This is a genomic window from Gordonia amicalis (assembly GCF_022059885.1).
In the GTDB taxonomy this organism is placed as follows: domain Bacteria; phylum Actinomycetota; class Actinomycetes; order Mycobacteriales; family Mycobacteriaceae; genus Gordonia; species Gordonia amicalis.
In genome coordinates this window covers 2,124,713-2,145,183 of sequence record NZ_CP091855.1, presented here as the reverse complement: position 1 = coordinate 2,145,183, position 20,471 = coordinate 2,124,713, and the positions used below count along the sequence as shown (strand labels likewise).

Annotated in this window: 18 protein-coding genes and 2 pseudogenes; 9 read left to right on the top strand and 11 right to left on the bottom strand. The window is 66.6% G+C overall.

Annotated features, from left to right (window positions below; genetic code table 11):
* Window positions 1-30: 30 nt before the first annotated feature.
* The 4 genes from IHQ52_RS09885 to IHQ52_RS09870 are packed head-to-tail and all read left to right on the top strand — an operon-like array spanning window position 31 to window position 6,581.
* Window positions 31-1,473 (top strand): DUF3375 domain-containing protein, encoded by a 1,443-nt coding sequence (locus tag IHQ52_RS09885; protein ID WP_238064232.1) that lies wholly within the window; start codon window positions 31-33, stop codon window positions 1,471-1,473.
* Entirely contained in the window at window positions 1,470-2,048 is a 579-nt protein-coding gene (locus IHQ52_RS09880; RefSeq protein WP_006436196.1) for a DUF4194 domain-containing protein, read from the top strand. Before IHQ52_RS09885 ends, IHQ52_RS09880 begins: the two co-directional genes overlap by 4 nt.
* A complete protein-coding gene (locus tag IHQ52_RS09875; protein WP_024500002.1) occupies window positions 2,041-5,442 on the top strand; it encodes an ATP-binding protein in 3,402 nt (1,133 codons plus the stop codon). Before IHQ52_RS09880 ends, IHQ52_RS09875 begins: the two co-directional genes overlap by 8 nt.
* A complete protein-coding gene (locus IHQ52_RS09870; protein ID WP_006436192.1) occupies window positions 5,439-6,581 on the top strand; it encodes a Wadjet anti-phage system protein JetD domain-containing protein in 1,143 nt (380 codons plus the stop codon). Before IHQ52_RS09875 ends, IHQ52_RS09870 begins: the two co-directional genes overlap by 4 nt.
* Window positions 6,582-6,683: 102 nt before the next feature.
* Here the strand turns inward: IHQ52_RS09870 and IHQ52_RS09865 are convergent, their stop codons facing one another.
* From IHQ52_RS09865 to IHQ52_RS09840, 6 genes are all read right to left on the bottom strand, one after another.
* On the bottom strand, window positions 6,684-7,004 hold the full coding sequence (locus tag IHQ52_RS09865) for a Rieske (2Fe-2S) protein (protein WP_024500001.1): 321 nt from the start codon (window positions 7,002-7,004) through the stop codon (window positions 6,684-6,686).
* Window positions 7,001-9,502, bottom strand: coding sequence for a nitrite reductase large subunit NirB (nirB, locus tag IHQ52_RS09860; protein WP_006436189.1), 2,502 nt, complete (start codon window positions 9,500-9,502; stop codon window positions 7,001-7,003). Before nirB ends, IHQ52_RS09865 begins: the two co-directional genes overlap by 4 nt.
* The gene (locus tag IHQ52_RS09855) at window positions 9,502-9,849 is read right to left on the bottom strand and encodes a hypothetical protein (RefSeq protein WP_006436188.1); all 348 of its coding nucleotides are present in this window, start codon (window positions 9,847-9,849) and stop codon (window positions 9,502-9,504) included. The genes nirB and IHQ52_RS09855 overlap by 1 nt, the downstream gene beginning before the upstream one ends.
* Before the next feature lie 111 nt (window positions 9,850-9,960).
* Window positions 9,961-10,311: a DUF2834 domain-containing protein gene (locus tag IHQ52_RS09850; protein WP_006436187.1), complete on the bottom strand. Its 351-nt coding sequence runs from the start codon at window positions 10,309-10,311 to the stop codon at window positions 9,961-9,963.
* A 153-nt stretch (window positions 10,312-10,464) separates the two neighbouring features.
* On the bottom strand, window positions 10,465-12,081 hold the full coding sequence (locus tag IHQ52_RS09845; RefSeq protein ID WP_006436186.1) for an FAD-dependent oxidoreductase: 1,617 nt from the start codon (window positions 12,079-12,081) through the stop codon (window positions 10,465-10,467).
* Entirely contained in the window at window positions 12,081-13,004 is a 924-nt protein-coding gene (locus IHQ52_RS09840; protein ID WP_006436185.1) for an AurF N-oxygenase family protein, read from the bottom strand. The genes IHQ52_RS09845 and IHQ52_RS09840 overlap by 1 nt, the downstream gene beginning before the upstream one ends.
* Window positions 13,005-13,197: 193 nt before the next feature.
* On the opposite strand from IHQ52_RS09840, the pseudogene IHQ52_RS09835 reads away from it, so the two are divergent.
* Together IHQ52_RS09835 and IHQ52_RS09830 are read left to right on the top strand one after the other, a co-directional pair.
* Window positions 13,198-13,915: pseudogene (locus IHQ52_RS09835) on the top strand (SDR family oxidoreductase).
* A gap of 121 nt (window positions 13,916-14,036) precedes the next feature.
* Window positions 14,037-14,960, top strand: coding sequence for a hypothetical protein (locus tag IHQ52_RS09830; protein ID WP_024500000.1), 924 nt, complete (start codon window positions 14,037-14,039; stop codon window positions 14,958-14,960).
* Between the two features lie 101 nt (window positions 14,961-15,061).
* On the opposite strand, the gene IHQ52_RS09825 is transcribed toward IHQ52_RS09830, so the two are convergent.
* From IHQ52_RS09825 to IHQ52_RS09815, 3 genes are all read right to left on the bottom strand, one after another.
* A complete protein-coding gene (locus IHQ52_RS09825; RefSeq protein WP_024499999.1) occupies window positions 15,062-15,670 on the bottom strand; it encodes a trimeric intracellular cation channel family protein in 609 nt (202 codons plus the stop codon).
* Between the two features lie 122 nt (window positions 15,671-15,792).
* On the bottom strand, window positions 15,793-15,966 hold the full coding sequence (rpmF, locus tag IHQ52_RS09820) for a 50S ribosomal protein L32 (protein WP_005193867.1): 174 nt from the start codon (window positions 15,964-15,966) through the stop codon (window positions 15,793-15,795).
* A 178-nt stretch (window positions 15,967-16,144) separates the two neighbouring features.
* Complete coding sequence (locus tag IHQ52_RS09815; protein WP_024499998.1) at window positions 16,145-16,381, bottom strand: DUF4190 domain-containing protein; 237 nt, start codon at window positions 16,379-16,381, stop codon at window positions 16,145-16,147.
* Window positions 16,382-16,813: 432 nt separating this feature from the next.
* Between IHQ52_RS09815 and IHQ52_RS09810 the strand changes: the two genes are divergently transcribed.
* A complete protein-coding gene (locus IHQ52_RS09810) occupies window positions 16,814-17,071 on the top strand; it encodes a hypothetical protein (protein ID WP_238064231.1) in 258 nt (85 codons plus the stop codon).
* 204 nt (window positions 17,072-17,275) lie between these two features.
* Here the strand turns inward: IHQ52_RS09810 and IHQ52_RS09805 are convergent, their stop codons facing one another.
* Window positions 17,276-18,016, bottom strand: coding sequence for a DUF4190 domain-containing protein (locus tag IHQ52_RS09805; protein ID WP_024499996.1), 741 nt, complete (start codon window positions 18,014-18,016; stop codon window positions 17,276-17,278).
* A gap of 61 nt (window positions 18,017-18,077) precedes the next feature.
* Between IHQ52_RS09805 and IHQ52_RS09795 the strand changes: the two are divergent.
* Window positions 18,078-19,014 (top strand): annotated as a pseudogene (locus IHQ52_RS09795) (AEC family transporter).
* A 24-nt stretch (window positions 19,015-19,038) separates the two neighbouring features.
* On the opposite strand, the gene IHQ52_RS09790 reads toward IHQ52_RS09795, so the two are convergent.
* Window positions 19,039-19,677 (bottom strand): DUF1707 SHOCT-like domain-containing protein, encoded by a 639-nt coding sequence (locus IHQ52_RS09790; protein ID WP_024499995.1) that lies wholly within the window; start codon window positions 19,675-19,677, stop codon window positions 19,039-19,041.
* Between the two features lie 153 nt (window positions 19,678-19,830).
* Here IHQ52_RS09790 and IHQ52_RS09785 point away from each other — a divergent pair, with 153 nt between their 5' ends.
* Window positions 19,831-20,460, top strand: a complete 630-nt coding sequence (locus tag IHQ52_RS09785; RefSeq protein WP_006436174.1) for a hypothetical protein — start codon at window positions 19,831-19,833, stop codon at window positions 20,458-20,460.
* The last annotated feature ends 11 nt before the right edge of the window (window positions 20,461-20,471 follow it).

Below are 20,471 nucleotides of genomic sequence, written 5' to 3'. Positions count from 1 at the left end.
CATGTCGGCCCCATTGCCTACCCTTGACCCGTGGACTTCGACGCATTCGGCAGCCTGTGGGAACGGCATCCCGCCTGGCGGCTGCTGCGCGCGCACAACTCGCCGCTCATCCTGACGTTCCTCGGCAACTATTTCGTCGAGGGCAACCGGGGCGCCGGCTCGGCAAGTGACCTGGCCACAGCGCTGGATGACCTCCTCTACACCCTCAACATCGCCTCATCGACCGAAGACGGGCAACCACGCTTTCCCAAGGAACCGCGCGCCTATCTGGAGGATTGGGCCGCCACCGACGCCGGTTTCCTGCGCCGCTTCTACCAGCCCGGCGACGACGAGGTCCACTACGAGGTGACCCCCGCCTTCGAGAAGGCCTACGGGTGGGTCGTCTCGTTGCGGGGCCGGTCGTTCGTCGGCACCGAGTCGAGGCTGCACACCGTCGTCGAGCTGTTGCGACAGATCGTGCATGGCACCGAGTCCGACCCGGAGATCCGGTTGGCCCAGCTACGTCGCCGTCGCGCGGAGATCGACGCCGAGATCGAGGCGGTCGAAGCCGGTGATGTGTCGGTCCTCGACGAGGTCGGTGTGCGCGATCGCTATCAGCAGCTCTCGTCGACCGCCCGGGAGCTGCTCTCCGACTTCCGCGAGGTCGAGGACAATTTCCGTCTGCTCGACCGAGCCGCCCGCGAGAAGATCGCCTCCTGGGACGGCCCGAAGGGTGAGCTGCTCGCCGAACTGGTGGGTGGCCGCTCGGAGATCGCCGGCTCCGATCAGGGCCGCAGCTTCCAGTCGTTCTACGAGTTCCTGCTCTCCGACGAACGGCAGACCGAACTGTCGGACCTGCTCGACGCGGTGTCGTCGATGGACATCATCGACGCCGACCGGCCCATCCGCGGTATCCACCACGACTGGTCGGAGGCCGCCGATCGCACCCAGCGCACCGTGCGACAGATCTCCGAACAACTTCGCCGATTCCTCGACGACCAGGTGTGGCTCGAGAACCGACGCGTCCTCGACCTCGTGCGCTCGGTGGAGGCCACCGCTCTCGAGGTCCGCGGCCGGGAACCGGGTTTCGGCCTCACGGTCGATCAGCCCGGCATCGAGATCGTGCTGCCGTTCGAACGGCCGCTCTATCAGCAACCGGCAGCCGTCACCGTCGAGAGCCGGCTCGACGACGCCACCGAGGAGGTCGACGCGGATCTCCTGTTCAGCCAGACCTACGTGGATCAGGCGCGACTGGCCGCCAACATCCGAACCATCCTCCCGCAGCGCTCGTCGGCGCTGCTGTCGGATGTGATCGAGATGTACCCGATCGAGCAGGGCGCGGCCGAGATCGTCGGCTACCTCGCTCTCGATGACGACGACGTCAGTGTCGACATCGACGACACCGAGGAAACGCTGCTCGAGTATCCCGACCCCGACGACCCGGACACCACCAAACGTGCCCGGCTACCGAGAGTCACGGTGAGGCGACGATGACCGACGAACGCGCTGTCGCGAGCGCGATCATCCGGCTGATGCAGGGCGTGGTGTATCGCGAATCCGACGAGGACACCTGGAGCACCCTCGAACGTTCCGGTGCCGGGGTACGCGACCACTTCGCCATCATCGGCGTGGATGTGGTGCTCGACGACTCCGAGGGTTATGCCTACCTGCGGTCCCGTCCGGCAGAAGAAGGCGACGAACCACTTCCGCGGCTCGTGCGCCGACGTGCGTTGACCTACAACGTGAGTCTGCTGCTGGTGCTGCTGCGCAAACGGCTGCTGGAGTTCGAGATCACCGGCGGCGACGGGCGCCTCGTGCTGTCGACCGAACAGATCATGGAGATGCTGCGGCTGTTCCAGGCCGAGTCCACCAACGAGGCCCGACTGGTCGACCAGGCCGAGGCAACCATCAAGAAAACCGTCGAACTCGGCTTCCTGCGCCAGCTCCGCGGCCAGACCGATCAGTGGGAGGTCCGGCGCATCATCAAGGCCTACATCGATGCACAGACACTGTCGGACTTCGCCGGCAAGCTGCGCGAGTACGCGGGGACGGCGAGCGCCAATGACTGAGGGCCTGTTTTCTTCGGTCGAACTGGCCGCCCCGGCCGGCGGCGTCGGATTCCGGCTGCAACATGTCGAGGTCCTCAACTGGGGCACCTTCGACCGGCAGGTGTGGCGGCTGAGCCCCAATACCGACACCGCCCTGCTCACCGGCGACATCGGCTCCGGCAAGTCGACTCTGGTCGATGCGGTCACGACGCTGCTGATGCCGGCCCACAAGATCGCCTACAACAAGGCCGCCGGCGCCGAGGCCAAGGAACGCACACTGCGGTCCTATGTCGAAGGCCACTACAAGTCGGAACGACAAGAGGCGACCGGCCGATCACGTGCGAAGGGGCTGCGCCAGGACCGCAGCACCTACTCGGTGATCCTGGGAGTGTTCACCAATCCCGGCTACGACGAGACCGTCACCCTGGCACAGGTCTTCCAGCAACGCGACAGTGCCGGGCAGCCGTACCGCTTCTACGTCACCGCGAGCAAACAGCTCGCCATCGCCACCGATTTCGCCGACTTCGGTTCCGACCTGCGCGATCTGCGCAAACGCCTGCGATCCGGCGGCGCCGACGTGGTCGACGAGTTCCCCAGATACTCCACCGCGCTTCGGCGGCTGCTGGGCATCCGGTCCGAACAGGCCCTGGAGCTGCTGCACCAGACAGTGTCGATGAAGTCGGTGGGCAATCTCAACGATTTCGTCCGCGGGCACATGCTCGAACCGAGCGACTCGACCGACCGGGTTCGCGACATCATCGCCCACTTCGACGACCTCACCAAGGCGTACGACGCGGTCAAGCGGGCGCGCGAGCAGCTCGAGTTGCTCGACCCGATCGTCGCGACCGCGCAGAAGTACGACGCCGCGCTGGCCGAACGTGACGCCCTCGACCGGCAGCGGGCAGCAGTGCGACTGTTCATGGCCGAGCATCGCTCCGGTCTGCTCGCCCACGAGATCGCCACCCTCACCGCCGAAGGCGAACGCCTGTTGCGTGAGCAGGACGAAGCCAAAGCGCGGCAACGGACTCTGAGCCGCGAACGTGAATCGCTCATCGAGGAACGGGCCCGGGCCGGCGGCGATCGCATCGGTGAGCTGGAACGTCTCGCGTCGACCGCCCGCGACGATGTGGACAAACGCCGCCACGGCCGCGCACTGTTCGACACCGCGGTGACCGCCGCCGGCTTCGAGCCGGTGATCACGGCAGAACAGTTCACCTCGCTGCGTGGTCTCATCGCCGATGAACGTCCGCGACTGGCGGCGACGAAGCAGTCACTCGACGCGTCGACCGCCGACGCCATCGGACGGGAGAAAGAAGTCGCCAGACGGTGCGACGCCATCCGCGACGAACTCGACGACCTCGCCAATCGCACCACCAACCTGCCGCCCGATCAGGTCCAGCTGCGCGACGAGCTGTGCACCGATCTCGGCCTCTCCCACGAGGAGGTGCCCTATGCCGGTGAGCTTCTCGACGTCGCCGAGGAGCATGCCGAATGGCGCGGCGCGGCCGAACGGGTACTGCGTGGTTTCGCGCTGTCGTTGCTGGTTCCGCAGCAGCACTACGAGGCGGTCACCCAGTGGGTCAACGGCCGGCGCCTCACGTTCCGGGGTGCCGGCGGGCGCACCGTGGGCGCCAAACTCGTCTACGAACGGGTGCCGGCACGACGAATTCCGTTGCAGCGGCAGGGTTCCGCGACCCTGCTGCTCGCCGACCGCCTCGATGTCAAAGCCGGTCCGTTCGCTGATTATCTGCGCGACGAACTGATCAAGCGTGCCGACCACCAGTGCGCGGCGACCCTTGAGGAGTTCCGGTCCGCCAAGCGGGCCGTCACCCGTGAGGGGCAGGTCCGTTCGGGCGGTCGGCACGAAAAGGACGATCGGCATCGGGTCGACGATCCCCGCCGCTGGGTTCTCGGATGGGCGAACGAGCGCAAGATCGCCGCGCTGCGCGAGGATCTCGCCGACCTGGACCGGCAACGTGCGACCGCCGCCACAGAAGTCGAGGCACTGTCGTCGGAGCGGGACCAATTGCAGACGCGCCGCGAGGCGCTCGCCCGTCTCGACGGCTTCCATTCGTGGGCCGATCTGGACGTCGACGAAGCGCAACGCCGCGCCGACCAGTATGCGGCCGAACGAGCACGGCTGGAATCAGGTTCCTCTCGTCTGCAGGAGATCACGACCGCTCTGGAACGCAACGCCGAGCTGGCGGCCACCGCCGACACCGCCATCGACGAGCTCACCGGCAAGCTCGCCACCACCGCCGCGACCCGCCATCGCGCGGAGCAGGACCGCAAACGCGACGACGAGTACGTCGCCGAGCACACCGACACCGACCTCGCGACGGCCCGCACCTCGTATGCCGCACTGACGCAACGACTCTCCGGATCACTGCCGACCCGGGCCGCCGAGTGTGCCGCCGCGGAGAACACGTTGTCGTCGACGCTGCATCAACGAATCGAACGGCTCACCCGTGAGCTCGGCGGTTTCGGGCAGAGCCTGGCCCAGCAGATGGCCGAGGTGCTGCGGCGCTGGCCCGATCTGCGGGCCGACATGGACGCCGACGTCGATGCGCGCGCCGACTTCGTGACGTTCCGCGAACAGGTTGCCACCGATGATCTGCCGCGCTTCGAGTTCGAGTTCAAGGAGCAGTTGAACAAGAACGCGATCCAGGAGCTGGCCGGGTTCAACAACTGGCTCAACCGGCAGGCCGCCTCCATCGACGAGCGCGTCGCCCGGATCAACGAGGCGTTGGGGGCGGTGCCGTACAACCCGGGACGCTACATCCGGCTCGAGCGGGAGGCCACCACCAATCAGGACGTTGCACAGTTCCGGGCGGACCTACGCAACCTCACCAACGACAGCCTCGCCGTCGACGGCGACCAGTACTCCGAGCAACGATTCCTGGACGTCAAGCGCATCATCGAACGATTCCGCGGGCGCGACGGCCACGCCGACTCCGACAAGAACTGGACGCGGCGGGTCACCGATGTCCGCAACTGGTTCGTGTTCTCCGCATCCGAACGAGACGTCGACACCGACGTGGAGTGGGAGCACTACAGCGACTCCGACGGCAAATCCGGTGGGCAGAAGGAGAAGCTGGCATACACGATCCTCGCGGCGTCGTTGGCGTATCAGTTCGGCCTGGAATGGGGTGTGGAGAAGTCCCGCGACTTCCGCTTCGCCGTGATCGACGAGGCCTTCGGACGTGGCTCGGATGTGTCGACAAGGTACGCGCTGGACCTGTTCGCCAAGCTGGGGCTGCAGCTGCTGATCGTGACGCCACTGCAGAAGGTGCACGTGATCGAACCGTACGTCAAGGCGATCGGCTTCGTCGACAACCCCACCGGCACCTTCTCGCGCCTGCAGACGATGACGATCGAGGAGTACCGGTCACGCCGCGACGGTCGGCTCAAGTGACCCGACGATGGACCTCGCCCGACGACATCGCCGGCAAGGTTCGCCGCCGGTGGGACGACGGGACGTTGTTGCGTGCCCACGCCGACGCAAAGCCGTTCGAACCCATCGAGATTCCGCTCCGGGGACCGACCGCCTCGCAGATCGGCGAGGATCTGGGCGCGGCCCGCGACTGGGTGACCGTGATGGACAGCGGCCGTCAGGGCGACCGACGCTACGCGTTGGTGTGGCAGTCGGTCGGCGGGCGGCACGTCGGGCGCAACCAGTTGCCGTCGCGCGCCGTGGTGTCGACGTTCGATCAGGCGTGGGCACTGTTGGGGGTCTCACCGGCGGTCCGGCAGTTCGACGAACTCCTCGAATCAGCCTCCGCTCATCCGGCAGTCCGCGACTGGATGCTCCGATACCCCTTGCGTGCACTCGAATTGGGACCGGAGATGCCGCGACTCATCGCCGCCTACGCGTGGCTGAACACCCATCGGGACTCGCACCGCTACCTCCGGGAGATCAGCGCCCCCGGCGTCGACACCAAGTTCGCCGAACGCCATCGCCCGGTGCTGGCTGCGATGCTCGGGGTGTCGTCGACGGCATCGGGCTTCTTGTCCGGACTGGGGCTGCAGACAAAGCCCGAGTCCGTACGGCTGCGGCCGTCCGCATCGATGGGTCTACCTGCAGCACTCACCGAGATCACCGTCCGCACCGACGAACTCGCGCGTCTCGCAGTGCAGCCACGAACCGCGCTCGTGATCGAGAACGAGATCACCTACCTGTGTGTCGATGTCCCCGACGACGGTGTGGTGCTGTGGGGCAAGGGTTTCGAGGTGGACCGGATCGGACGTCTCCCCTGGCTCGCCGGCGTCCCAATCCGCTACTGGGGCGACCTCGACACCCACGGCTTCGCCATCCTCGACCGGTTGAGAGCGTGGCTGCCACAGACCGAGTCGGTGTTGATGGATCGCGAAACGCTTGTGGCCCATCGAGATCGCTGGGTCATCGAGCAACGACCCGCTTCATCGGATCTGGTCCGGCTGACACCTACCGAGCGCGATCTCTACACAGATCTTGTGATGGATGCTCTCGGCGAGCGGGTGCGACTCGAGCAGGAACGTATCGACTGGGCGTGGGCTCAGGAACGTCTGGGGTGACCAACTGGTCCATCAGAGGAGGACCGCATCTGGCACAGGTGCGGGGACCCGCCCTGCAACGATCACCGAGGTGGTAAGTCTCTCGAGAGCGTTCAGGCGGTGCTACAGCCAGACGATGACTTCGCCGTCCTGCTCCTCGGCGCGATAGACGGACACCGACCCGATCCCGTCCGACGTGCAAGCGCCGTCGGCGAAGGAGAAGGCGTACTGGTGCAGCGGGCAGACGATCTTCGCGGCGTCGAACTGGCCGTCGGCGAGCGGTCCGGCGCGGTGCGGGCAGACGGCGTCGGTGGCGCGTAACGTGCCGTCGGTCATGCGGAAGACCGCGATCTGCCTGCCGTCCACGACATATGCGCGGCTCTCCCCCAGTTCCAGGTCGGCAACGGCCCCGATGACCACTCCGGGTTCGGCGATGCTGGTCATCGGACCGGCACCTGCGGGAGCGGCAGCAACGGCAGCGCCGGGGTGAACTGTGCGGGCGACTTCGGTTCGGCGCGATCCAGCCAGGGATCGACGTAGGCGGCAACGGCTTCGTCGATCCGCTCCTGCAGGCCGGCCACGAGGCCGTCCCGGTCGTCGACGATGATCGCGCGCAGTTCCTCGATGCCCATCCTCGGCACGAAGGAGTAGGTTCGCTCGAGCCACTTGCCCTGCTCACGGTAGTACTGGATGAAGATGCCGCACAACCGGATCACCTCGTCGGAGGAGTCCACCGTCGCCAGCAGGTCACCCTTGCGGATGTGGGCACCGGCGGCGCCGCCGACGTAGATCTCCCACTTGCCGTCGCCGATGGCGACCACACCGAAGTCCTTGCACAGCGCCTCGGCGCAGTTGCGTGGGCAACCGGTCACCGCGAGTTTGAGTTTCGCCGGCGACTCCAGGCCCTGATAGCGGGTTTCGATGTCGATTCCGAGTTGCGTCGAATCACCGAGACCGAAACGGCAGTAATCGGTTCCGACGCAGGTCTTGACGGTCCGGAAGGACTTGCCGTAGGCATAACCCGACGGCATCCCGAGGTCCTCCCACACCTTCGGCAGGTCTTCCTTCTTGACGCCGAGCAGATCGAGTCGCTGACCGCCGGTCGCCTTGATCATCGGGATCGAGTACTTCTCCGCGACGTCGGCGATCTTGCGCAACTGCTCGGGTGAGGTCACCCCGCCCTTCATCTGCGGAACCACCGAGAACGTGCCATCTCGCTGGATGTTCGCGTGCACTCGGTCGTTGACGAACAACGCACCCGGCTCATGCTTCCACTCCGATCCCCAGATGATCCGCAACAGCGAGGCGAGCGGCATCTTTGCCGTCGCGTCCTCGCCGTCGGGTGCCAGCTTGTCGAAGACCTCGCTGACCGACCGCAGATCCTGTCGCCGGATCGCGTCGATGAGTTCGGGCTTGGTGAGCGGGATCGACGGGACGTACCAGTCGGCCGCGGCGTCGGCCGTCAGAGTGTCCCCCGCGGCGTACTCGACGATGTCGGCGACGAGGCCCTTGCACGACCCACATCCCTTGCCGGCCCGCGTCTTCGCGCACACCTCGCCGACGCTGGTGCAACCCGACGCGACGCAACCCATGATGTCGCCCTTGGTGACGCCGTTGCAGTTGCAGACCTGAACATCGTCGGCGAGTTCGGCGGCGCCGGTCTCCGCGCTCGGCGTGCCCATGTCGAACAGCATCGAGATGCGCTCGTCCGGCAGGGGCACCTTGTCGTCGAACGCCTGCGTGAGGAAGTTGGCCTTGGAGATGTCGCCGAGCAGCATCGCGCCGATCAGCTTGTTGTCGCGGACCACCACGCTCTTGTAGGTGCCGCTGCGCGGTTCGTAGAACTGCACGAACTCGTCGTCGTCACGCTCGGGCCCCTTGACACCCATCGCCGCGACGTCGACACCGGCGACCTTGAGCTTCGTGGTCAGTCGCGAACCATGATATTCCGCTTGGGGATTCACGCCGGTCAGCACGTCCGCCAGAACCACAGCCTGTTCCCACAGCGGGGCGACGAGTCCGTACACCTCACTGCGGTGCTGGGCACACTCACCCACCGCGTAGATGAATGCTTCATCCTCACAACGCATCTGATCGTCGACGACGATCCCACGCTCCACGACCAGACCGGCGCCACGCGCGATCTCGACGTTCGGGCGGATACCCGCGGTCACCACGATCATGTCGGCCGGCAGCGAATCCCCGTCGGTGAAGCCGACTCCCGCGACCGTCCCGTCGTCGTTGCGCAGTACCGACGTCGTGCGCTTGCCGGTGTGCACGCCGACACCGAGAGACTCGATCTTGTTCCGCAGCACCCGTCCCCCGCGCTCGTCGAGCTGCTGGTTCATCAGATGCCCGGGCGAATGCACGACGTCGACAGCGACGCCCTGCGTCTGCAGACCGTACGCCGCTTCGAGACCCAACAGGCCGCCACCGATCACGACGGCGCGCATGTGATCGCGCGACGTCGCCATCTGCAGCATGCCGTTGGTGTCCTCGATGGTCCGGAATCCGAACACACCACGCGCGAGCTTGCCGTCGGGTTCGCGGAGGCCGTCCATGTTCGGGAAGAACGTGTGGGAGCCGGTCGCGATGACGAGGACGTCGAAGTCGATTGCCCGCCCCGACGCACACGTCACGGTCTTGGCGAAGCGGTCGATTGCCTCGGCGCGGTCGCCCGCGTAGAGAGTGACGCCGTGCTCGCGGTACCACGCCATCGGGTTCAGCATCAGATCGTCGTCGTCGACCGTGGCCTCACCGGCGAGGACATGACTGAGCATGATGCGGTTGTAGTTGCCGTACGGTTCGTCGCCGATCATCGTGATGTCGAACAGGTCGCCGCCACCGCGCGTCAGGATCTCCTCGACCGTGCGCGCCCCCGCCATACCGTTCCCGACGACGACCAGTCGGCGTCGTTCGTGCAGGTTCTGCGAATCCGCCATCAGAAGACGACCATCCCGAAGTCCACCACGACCTCACCGCTCGCACCCTCAGGCGCCGCGATCACGAGTTCGAGCGTCGTGTCGGGATCGACGTCCTCGACCACCCTCAGCGGCACGTTCACCGACGACCGCGCCCCCATCGGGAACATCCGCATCGGCGTCCCGTCGCGCATCAGGGTCACGCAGATCAGTTCGTCGGAGCTGTTGCCGCCACGAAAGTACAAGGGCTGGGCCGTCATTCCCGACGGCACCACGAACGACAGCACCGGGTCGATGGGACCGGACTTGGTCAGGCCCGCTCCCGCGAACGGGAACACACCCTGCAGGAAGTGCGGAGTACTCGACATGCCGCCACTATCCGCGCGCCGCGTGAAATGCGACTTGCCTCGGTGTTACGGCAGGGTTGTCTGGTTCTCACGGCCGTTCCGAAGGCCGGAGAGCAGCCCGGAGGCGTGTGCTCAGCGCCGTAACGCGCGTTCGCGGGCCAGGAAGAAGAACGGGATCGCCGTCGCGATGCCCACCCCGAAGGTGAGGACCACCGACGCGATCCACCACGGCATGATCCGCAGCCGCCTGGCCTCGCCGAACGCCCACAGATGGAAGGCGATCACCACGAAGAGCAGATCGACCATCGCGAAACGACCCGGCGTGGTCTTCATGATGTCGCCGACGAAGAAATCCTTCACCGACTCCGGGCCGTTGCGCTGCACATACGGGATCGCAATCGCGTTCTGGGTGACCAACGCAGTCACGAACACGGCGAACAGCGAACGCTCGCGCCACTTCTGGTTCAAGCCGTCGTGCATCATCGCGCCTCCTGGGATGGGTGTGTGCCCCGATGGTGGCACGGTCGACGCGGCTGCGGATGCATTCCGCCCCCTGAGGAGGCCCGGAGCTTGCGGAGGCCGTGCCCCATCGCCCCCTGAGGAGGCCCGGAGCTTGCGGAGGGCCGTCTCGAAGGGTCAGCTACGCCGCCATCCCGCCGCGCCGACCATCTCGGCGACCTGGGTGAACTTCACACGAGGGCGACCCTGTTCGATGCCCCGGCGGCGTTCTCGCCTGTCGATGGCGCGCATTCCGCGGTACCCGATCACGGTCGGCACCCGCTTGCGCACCAGTGCCGGGAACTCCCCCGCCGCACGCCGGGTGCGCTGAAGACTCCCCGACGCGGCGTCGGCGATGAAGTCCTCGACCGTTTGGGTGGCGCACTTCTTGTTGGCGCCGATCCCGCCGCTGGGGCCGCGCTTGGCCCAGCCCAGCACGTAGCCGCCGGGGACGATCCCGCCCGACTCGTCGACCAGTCGACCGTCGACATTGCGGAAGACGCCGCGCTCGTCGTCGAAGGCGAGACCTGGAATCGGGGTCGAGCGGTACCCGATCGAGCGCACGACGAGGTCGGCGGCGACGTGATGCCGTCCCTCGCCGGTACGGACCGTCACCGACTGCACCTGCGGATTGCCGACGATCTCCTCCGGAGTGCTGTGGAACAGGAACACGATCCGACGCCGCGACGGGTCAGCGGGTTCGTGCAAGGACGGAACCTGCCCGTTCGCTCCGTCGAACACCTCCACCTCGACGCCCGGGATCTCCGACAGCGCACGGTATTCCGCTGCCGTGTAGGCGGCCGCGGCCTGATCACGACGACCGAGCAGGACCACCTCGTGGACATTCTGTTCGCGCAGGATCTCGAGCGCCCGGTCGGCGATGTCGGTGGTGGCCAACAACTCCGGCGGGGATACGAGGATGCGGGCGACGTCGAGCGCGACGTTGCCCGTGCCGACGACGACCGCGCGGCCCGTCGCCGGATCGTCGGCGGTTCCCCGACGCAGCGGCGGTCCCGCGTCGACGCCGGGCACGCCGTTGTACCAGGCCACGAGGTCGGTCGCCGACGTCGAACCCGGCAGGTGCTCACCCGGAATGCCCAGGCGCCGGGACTCACTGGCGCCCACGGCGTAGAACACCGCGTCGAAATGCTCGGCGAGTTCAGCCGGGGTGACCTCGTCCGGTCCATCGCCGACGGACACGTTGGTCAGCATGGTGACGCGGGGGTCGCGGTAGAGCAGGTCGAATCCGCGCAGCACACCCTTGGTGCCCGGATGATCCGGTGCCACGCCGGCACGGACGAGTCCACCCGGCGTCGGCAGCTTGTCGATGACGGTGACCGTCGCCTCGGTCCGGTCGAGCAGGGTACGCAACGCATAACCACCCGACGGTCCGGTGCCGACCAGGGCAACCCGCAGGCCGGCAGGCAGTTTCGGGATGTCCGGGTAGGTGACGGTGGACGCCTCGTCGTCGGTCGGCGGCACCCACCCCGACCGGACGTCGGGGTTGTTCTTGTAGTAGTCGGCGTTGATGTCGATGAACACCTTGTCGCGCGTGCCGAGTTTGTCCGCGGGATAGATCGCGTCGACCGGGCACGCGTCGGCACAGGCACCGCAGTCGATGCAGGCCTGCGGGTCGATGTGCAGGATGTCGGAGCTGCCGAAGCCGCGTTCCTCGGGTGTCGGGTGGATGCAGTTCACCGGGCACACGGACACGCATGCCGCGTCACTGCAACATGATTGGGTGATGACGAACATCAGAGCATGTGCGCTTTCCGGTAGTACCGCATGGCGGGCTTGGTGAGCAAGCCGACCTCGTCGAGGAACTCCATGAGGTGGGCGCAGCTCGAACGGATCATCGAGTGGAAGTGCGAATTGTGGCGCATCTCGCGGACCGCGCGGTCGGCGTCGAGGCCGGCGTCGGCAAAGGCCTTGCGCTGCACCAGACTCGTGACGATGTAGTACGCACCGATCGCTACGGTCAGCGCACTGAACTGGCGGCGCGCCCAACTGACTCCGTCGAGAGATTCGCGCACCTCTTCGCGCGCGAACTTCATGTGGCGCGATTCCTCGAGGACGTGGATCTCGTTGACCGTGCGGATGAAGTCGAGGACGCGGTCGTCACGCATGCAGCCACGCTGGAAAACGTCCAGGACCTCCTCGGCGACCAGGATTCCGGCGTAGGCGACCTCGTTCTTCGCGGTCTGCATGAAGATCTTGCCGAGGCGCGCGACCTTCTTCGACGGCCGGTAAGAGGCGCCGACCATCTTCTCCGACGCCTTGGCGAACATGAGCGAATGTCGGCACTCGTCGGCGATCTCGGTCAGCGCGAACTGGAATTCGGAGCCGTGGTAGTCGCCGAGGTACTGATCGCGGATCACCATCTCCTGCAGGATCATCTCGAACCAGATCCCGATGTTCATGATCGACGCGAACTCGTGGCGCGTCACCGAGATCCGCTGCTCCTCGGTGAGTTCGTCCCAGTAGTCGGTGCCGTACAGCGACGACCACTCCGGACTGCAGCCGTACTTGGTCGGGTCCATCGGCTTGGACCAGTCGATCTCGGTCATCGCATTGCGCGAGAGGCGGGCGGCCGACGCCAGCAGACGCGCTGACACCTCCTCGGTGCCCTGGTCTCGCATGCTGATGACGTTCTCGGTTCGTTCCATCGCGGCCGTCATGCGAACTCCCCTCCCGGTCGACGTCGATCATGACAATGATCGATGTAATGACAATGTGTGTTGTCAAGATAGCACCGCACTGTGACCCAGTAAACGAATCAACGAATATACTGGCCGGTAAGTTCGGTGCTGGACAGCCTTCTTGCAGGTCAGCGCCACCAAAGCCGCTACCGACCACCCCGTAGGAGTACGCATGTCATCCATCTTCATCACCGGCGGAGCGGCCGGGCTACGACGTCGATACCGACGCCCTCGCGAAGGTCGAGGCCGACCATCCCGACTGGATCACGGGCACGCTCGACGTCCGTGAACCGGAGCAGTGGGCCGACGCGCTGGCCGAGTTCACCTCGCACACCGGTGGCACCCTCGACGTCCTGGACAACAACGCCGGCATCCTGCACGCGGGCAGGATCGACTCCATCACGCCCGAGCAGATCAAGCGGCAGATCGACATCGACGCACTCGGTGTCGCCCTGGGCGCACAAGCCGCCCACCCGTACCTGAAGAAGACCCCGGGCGCGCACCTGGTGAACATCGGGTCGGCGTCGGCGATCTACGGCCAGCCCGGAATCGCGGTCTACTCCGCCACCAAGTTCTTCGTCGGCGGACTGACCGAGGCCCTCGAACTCGAGTGGGAGCACGACGACATCCGGGTCGTCAGCATCTGGCCGCTGTGGGCGAAGACCGCGCTGGCCGCCGACGACGCGAAGTCCACGAAGACCCTGGGCATCGGCATCACGCCCGACCAGGTCGCCGACAAGGTCTGGGAATCCGTGCATCCCACGCGCCAGGACAAGCTGCTGCACCGCACCAGCTACTCCGTCGGTGCCCAGACCCTCTTCCTCGGCAATGCCGCCAAGTTCATCCCGAACTTCCTGAACCGGACCGTCAACAAGTTCATCGCGCAGTAGCCGCCCCGCAAACCCACCCTTTTTCCAGATTTCCACCACCCGAGAAGGGGGTGGAAATCTGGAAAAAGGGTGAATTTGTCAGGAGGTGGGTCCAAACCGGGCGCCCGTGCGTCTCATTCACATGGAGCTACCCAACGACCGGCACGGACTGATCCTCAGAAGTGACACCGTCGGCACTCACACCACCGACGACACATTGCAGCGGATGGTCACAGGCAAAGCGCTGTACCGTCTCTGGCCGGGCGCGATGACCGACTTCACCACGGTCAACGAACTCGACGCCATCGAGAAGCACCGGTTGACCGTCATCGCCGCCGCGAGCGCAGGACGCCCGGGCCGACTGTTCAGCCACGTCTCCGCGGCTGCCATCCACCGGTTGCCGGTGCTCTGGCCCCAACTGTCACACGTTCACGTCACGTCGCCGAAGGTCGGGAAGCGGGCGGCGAAGATCGTCCGGCATCAGGCCGTCGTCGAGCCGCAGGACATCGAGGTCGTCGACGGGGTGACGGTGACATCCATCGAGCGCACGGCGTGCGATGTCGCCCGCCTGGGTACCGATCGACAGGCCCTCGCGGTGCTCGACGCCGCGCTCCGACGCGACGCCAGACCGGAACGATTGCGGCAGATCCTCGACTCGTGCCGAGGATTCAAGGGGGTCGAGATGCTCCGCCGCACGCTGCCGCACGCGAACGCGTCATCGGAAAGCGTCGGCGAGTCCCTCAGTCGCGCAATCATGCTCGAGTCTCCTGACCTACCCGTGCCCCAGCAGCAGGTGGAGATCGTCGACGACCACGGCAAGTTCATTGCTCGCGTCGACTTCTTGCTGGCGAACAGGGTGGTCGGCGAGTTCGACGGAATGATCAAGTACAACGGCACAGTCGGTGATGATCCGGCTTGGAAGACCGTCGTCGACGAGAAGGTCCGTGAGGACAAGCTGCGTGCGCAGGGGTACACCGTCGTGCGGTGGACATGGCAGGACCTCGCCGACAAGGCCGCTTTCTACGCGCAGATCAAGAAAGCGCTTCGATCCGCCGGCGTCGAGTGACCGGAAACCCACCCTTTTTCCAGATTTCCACCACCCGACAATGGGGTGGATATCTGGAAAAGTGGTGGGTTTGCGGGGTGGGTGGGTCTGCGAGGCGGCGGTCAGTGCCGGGCCGTCGGGAGTCGCCACCCGAACTTCAGTCCGAGCAGACGCAGACCGGTGGCGAGGATCGACCCGACCGTCAGCCAGACCCAGTGCGGGACGGGGGTGTGGTAGGAACCGACCGCGACGATCGTGGCGCCGAGCAGCGCGGGGATCGCATAGAGGTCCGCGGGCTGGAGGAGCAGCGGGATCTCGTTGGAGATCACATCCCGCAGGACGCCGCCGCCGATTGCGGTCATGAGTCCGACGGCGGTGGCGGCGAACGCGCTCGCTCCGACGTCGACGGCGATCGACGCCCCGGTCGTCGCGAACAGGCCCATCCCGAAGGCGTCGAGGACGAGGATCGACCGGCGCAGTTTCGTGAAGGCCGGATGGAAGGCGAAGACGAGCAGACTGGCGATCGTGCCGGTCAGCGCGTTGCCGAAGCCCTGGACCGACGAGGGTGGGGTGATGCCGAGCAGGACGTCCCGCAGGACCCCGCCACCGGCGCCGGTGAGCACTCCGACGGTCACGATGCCCCACATGTCGAAGTCCTTGCGGACACCGACCATCGCACCGGAGGCCGCGAACACCGCGACACCCGCGAAGTTCAGCACGTCGAGAAGCACCTCAGACCCTCCTCACGACCAGGACGCCGGTCCGCCGACGGCATACGAATGGCCGCCCCCGGTAAACCGGGGACGGCCGTCCGTGTAGAAATCGCGGTGCCGAGGCGGCAACCGGGAAAAGGCTAGCGACGATCCAGATCGATGATGCCCGCGCGAGCGGCCTTCACGAGTCGACGCGGAATCCGCACGGGGACGCCGTTGACCTTTTCTTCCTGCAGTGCGGGGTTTTCCGCCTTCCACTGCGAACGACGGCTACGGGTGTTCGCCCGCGACATCCGGCGCTTCGGTACAGCCATGGTTGAGCCCTTCTCCTACTGTGGTCTGCGTGGCCGCCGGCAACGCTGCGCGTCACCGATCGACCCGAGTCAGTGCGCCTATCGGCCCCCGCGGGCGCGGCACACAACCCGACCAGACTACCTGGCGGGACCGCCCAGCTCCAAAATGGTCATCCGTACGACGCTCCGCAGATCCGCGTCAGATGTACGACCAGGGACTTTCCACTCCCGTGAACGCGACGACGAGCCAGTACGCCACCCACATGACGACGATGAACAAGCCGATGACGATGGCCGTCAGCGCGAGGCCGTCGCCGGTCTGCCCACCGCCTGACGCCGCGATCTGTCTGCGCGCCACCACGCCGAGTACGAGTCCGACCAGGCCGCCGATGCCGACACACACGAGACCGAGCAGCGAGGCGACCAGCGCAGCCACCGCAAGCGTATTCGTCTTGGGGGTCAGGCCGGGCCGAGGATCATCGCCGAACGCATGCTGTCCGGGCGGCGGCCCCGCGGGCGCCTGCTGCTGAGGTGACGGACCGTACCCGGGCCGACCTCCTGGCGCCGGCTGACCGGGCTGTCCGTAGGCCCCGCCGTAGCCGGGCGGGGTCCCCTGCGGTCCGTACCCGGGCGGCGCCGGCTGCCGGTGATTCTGCTGCCCCGGCCCCTGCTGCCCCGGACCCTGCCGGCCGTAACCCGGCGGCGGGCCGTAACCCGGTTGCGGAGGTCCACCCGGCCCACCGGACCACCCGGAGGGCGGGTCGAGATCACGCGTGTCGAGTCGTACCCCGACGGTGGCGGACCGGGCGGTGCGGGCGGCGCGGTATGACCCTGAGGTGCACCCCCGGCACGTGCGCCACCAGTGCTGATGACGCGGGTGACACCGTCGGCCGGGCTGTGCGACTGCGGCACCGACGTGCCTTCCGGACCGGCGCCCGGCGTCGAGGTCAGGGGTGTCGAGGTGTCGGGCGAGCGGGTGTCCGGCGTCGAGGGCACCGGCTCGGTCGTCTCCTCCGAACCTGCTGGGCGATCGCCGGATTCGCCGAGGAGCTCTGCGGCCGACACCTTCTGCGTCGGCTCCCCCGGAGAAGGATTCGGGTCGGGTGCCGAATCCGGCGGTACCTGATCCGACGGGGACTGGGGTGTGGAGGACGGATCGCGCGGATCCCCGCCTCCGGTCGGGTTCGACATCAGGTGCCCTTCCAAGCCGTGCGTCGTCGCGGCGCGAGGATCGTTCATGCACATGGCTGCGCAGGTCACAGAGTAGTGAGAAAACGCCTCGAACTGGGCAGAAGTCGACGATCGCAAGCTCAGATCGGCCGAAATTCGTTCAGTAGTAGTAGACCGAGTCCGTCGAGTTGCCGGCCGCGATCAGGATGATGAACAGCACGATCCACACGATCGCGCCGAGGATTCCCAATGCGCCGGTGATGATGCCGGCGAGGCCCATGCCGGCACCGGTCTGGTTTCCGGCCGACTGCTCCACCTCACGCCGCGACATGAAGCCGAGGACGACACCCGCGATTCCGAGGGGCAGCGCGAGCGGGAAGCACGCGGCAAGCATGACCAGGGCGACGATGCCGCAGATGAGTGCGCCGATCGCCTTGCCGTTGGTGCTCTTCTGCGGAGCGCCGTAACCGTAACCTCCGTAAGGCGCAGCGCCGTAAGGATTCTGGGCACCGTAGGCGGCCGATCCGTAAGCGGGCGCCTGCCCGGCCTGGTAGGGATCGCTGTACTGGCCGTAGCCCGTCCCCGGCGGCTGACCGTACGGATTCTGGTCCTGGCCGTACGGGTTCTGTCCGTATGAGTTCTGGCCATAGGGGTTCTGCCCATACGGGTTCTGTCCGTACGGATTCTGACCCTGCGAATTCTGACCCTGCGGATCGGAGGAAGGTCCCGGTTGGTATGTCTGACCGAACTCGGTCGGCGCGTAGTCCGGGGAACCCTGACCCTGGTCACCCTTGTTCAGGTTCGGGCGCGACCCTCCCGATCCGTCCGCCGCCCCGGGGCTCGGCACCGTCCCCCAGTCGTCCTGGCCCTGGCCCGAGCCCTGTCCCGGTGGATATGACACCCGTAACCCCCTCGTTCGATCCGATAAATCCGTTCATCACCCTAATGAATAGACTCGAGCGGTGTCTGGCGTCATCTCCGGCTTCACGGTGATCTTCATAGTAGTCGGGGTCGGCTATCTCCTCGGGCGGACGCATGTGATCGGCGATCACGCACATGAAGTCCTGTCCCGCTTGGTGTTCTTCGTCTTCACCCCGGCGCTGCTGTTCCATTCGCTGGTCACCACGGACCTGTCGGTCGTCTTCTCCTCGACGCTGGTGATCGCCGGTGGTAGCGCGATGCTCATGGGCGTCATCTACCTCGTGATCGCCAAGCTGTGGTTACGACGCCCAGTCCCGGAACTCGTGATCGGCGCGCTCTCGTCGTCGTATGTCAACAGCGTCAATCTCGGCCTCCCGATTGCGATCTTCGTCCTCGACGACGCGTCGTTCATCGCGCCACTGCTTCTGTTCCAGATCGTCATCTACTCCCCGATGGCACTGTTGGCCCTCGACCTCACCGCCCTCGAACGGAACACCGAGACCTCGATCGTCCGTGATTCGCTCATCGCCCCGATCACCGAACCCGATCGTCGTCGGCGGCATCGCCGGGCTGTTCGTGTCGGTGCTCGGTGTGATGCCACCCGCGGCAGTGATGTCACCGCTGAAGATGCTCGGTGACGCATCGGTGCCGGCGGCGCTGCTGGCCTTCGGTCTGTCGCTGACCGGCGTCCAGGTGTTCAAGAAGGGTGAGAGCCCGCGCCGCGACATCGCGCTCGCCGCGGCACTGAAGATGGTCGTGATGCCGCTGACGGTGTACGCGATCGCGCGGTGGGGATTCGGCCAGACCGGTGAGGCACTGTTCGCCCAGGTCGTGATCGCCGCACTGCCGACCGCGCAGAACGTCCTCGTCTACGCCACCCGCTACCGGCGCGGGCAGATCCTGGCGCGGGACACCGCGCTGATCACCACACTCGCGTCGATCCCGGCCATCGCCGTCATCGCCCTGCTTCTCGCCTGATGACCGCTGACCGCGCGGGCTCGGTCACGCGTCGGGATCTTCGCGCGGCACGACCTTCACCTCGACGCCGCCCATCAGCGCGAGCCCGGTCACGCGCACGACCGGCGCACCCGGCCGTGGCGACTTCTGCGACTTCCCGCCGAAGCCGCCCATGATCCCGAGGCCGCCGATCTCGACGGTCACGCCCTCGGGGGCCCTGATCTCGACGCCGCCCATGATCGCGATGCACTGGATGGTGAGAACCGGTGCGGTGAACTCGACCTCGCGCAGGTCGATCTCGACGGCCCCCATGATCGCCGTCGCGGTGAGGGCGTCGGCCACCACCGCGGTCCCCGACAATTCGCTACCGGACATGATGGCCAGGCGATGGCGCACCGCCGCATCGGAACTCCCACCGGTCACCCGGGGGCCCGGCGACATCGACGGCGCCGGCATCGCCACGCCGAGCTGCGCGATCGGGAGGTCATCGGTCAACTCGTCGAGATCGCCGAAGGTCTTGGCCATCATGGCTTTTCCCGCACGCTCCTCGTACTCGACGGGCGAGAGGCTGCCGTGAGCCATGGCTGCGGACAGGATTTCGTGCACCAGTTCCCGGTCGGCGTCGGCGGCACGCAGACGCGCCCGCCGATCGTCGGGTGCGGGGAGATCGCCGGAAGAGGTCACGTCTGGAAACCCTAGTGGCCGCACCGCAGTCAGACCACCCTGATTTCGACCCTGAGCCGACCCCGACGACGATCCGCCCACCGCCCGACGCATGTGGGGCATAATTCACTCACCCCGGACGGACACCCGCCCGACCTACACCGGAGGCGACCCATGGGCCAGCCCTACGATCCCGGTTCGTCCGGCGCGCCGAATCCATATCAGCCCGGCCCGAACCAGCCCGGCCCGTACGGGTACGGCGGTTACCCGCCGCCCGCGCCCCCCAAGGACCGGACCGGGATGCGACTCTGGGGCAAGATCCTCACCGCCGTCGGTGTCGTGATCCTCGTCGCATCGGTCGCGGTCGGCGTGGTGCTGGCCGTCAGCGGGATCAGCCAGGTGGTCGATCAGGCGGACCAGGCCTTCGTCGTCGACCCACGGGCCGAGCACCGATACGACGCCGGGGACACCTTCGCCCTCTTCCGCCCCGACAACACCGCCGCGACGCCCTCCTGTGAGATCACCGGACCGGCGGCACTCGAACGCGGTACCGACGTGACGGCCGAATTCCCCTACGACGGCACCCAGGTGCGGTCCTTCGACTCCTACGAGGTGGTCGAGGCGGGAACCTATTCGTTCCTCTGCAGCGACCGCGTCGTGGTCGCCACGATCGACCTCGGCGGCATCTTCAGTGGTGTCGGCGGGGTTCTCCTGGCCGTCTTCGGTGGCGGATTCGGCGCCGTCCTCCTGCTGATCGGGATCGTGCTGTGGGCCATCGCCGGACGTAGGCCGCGCACGGCCTGAGCCGGCGCCCG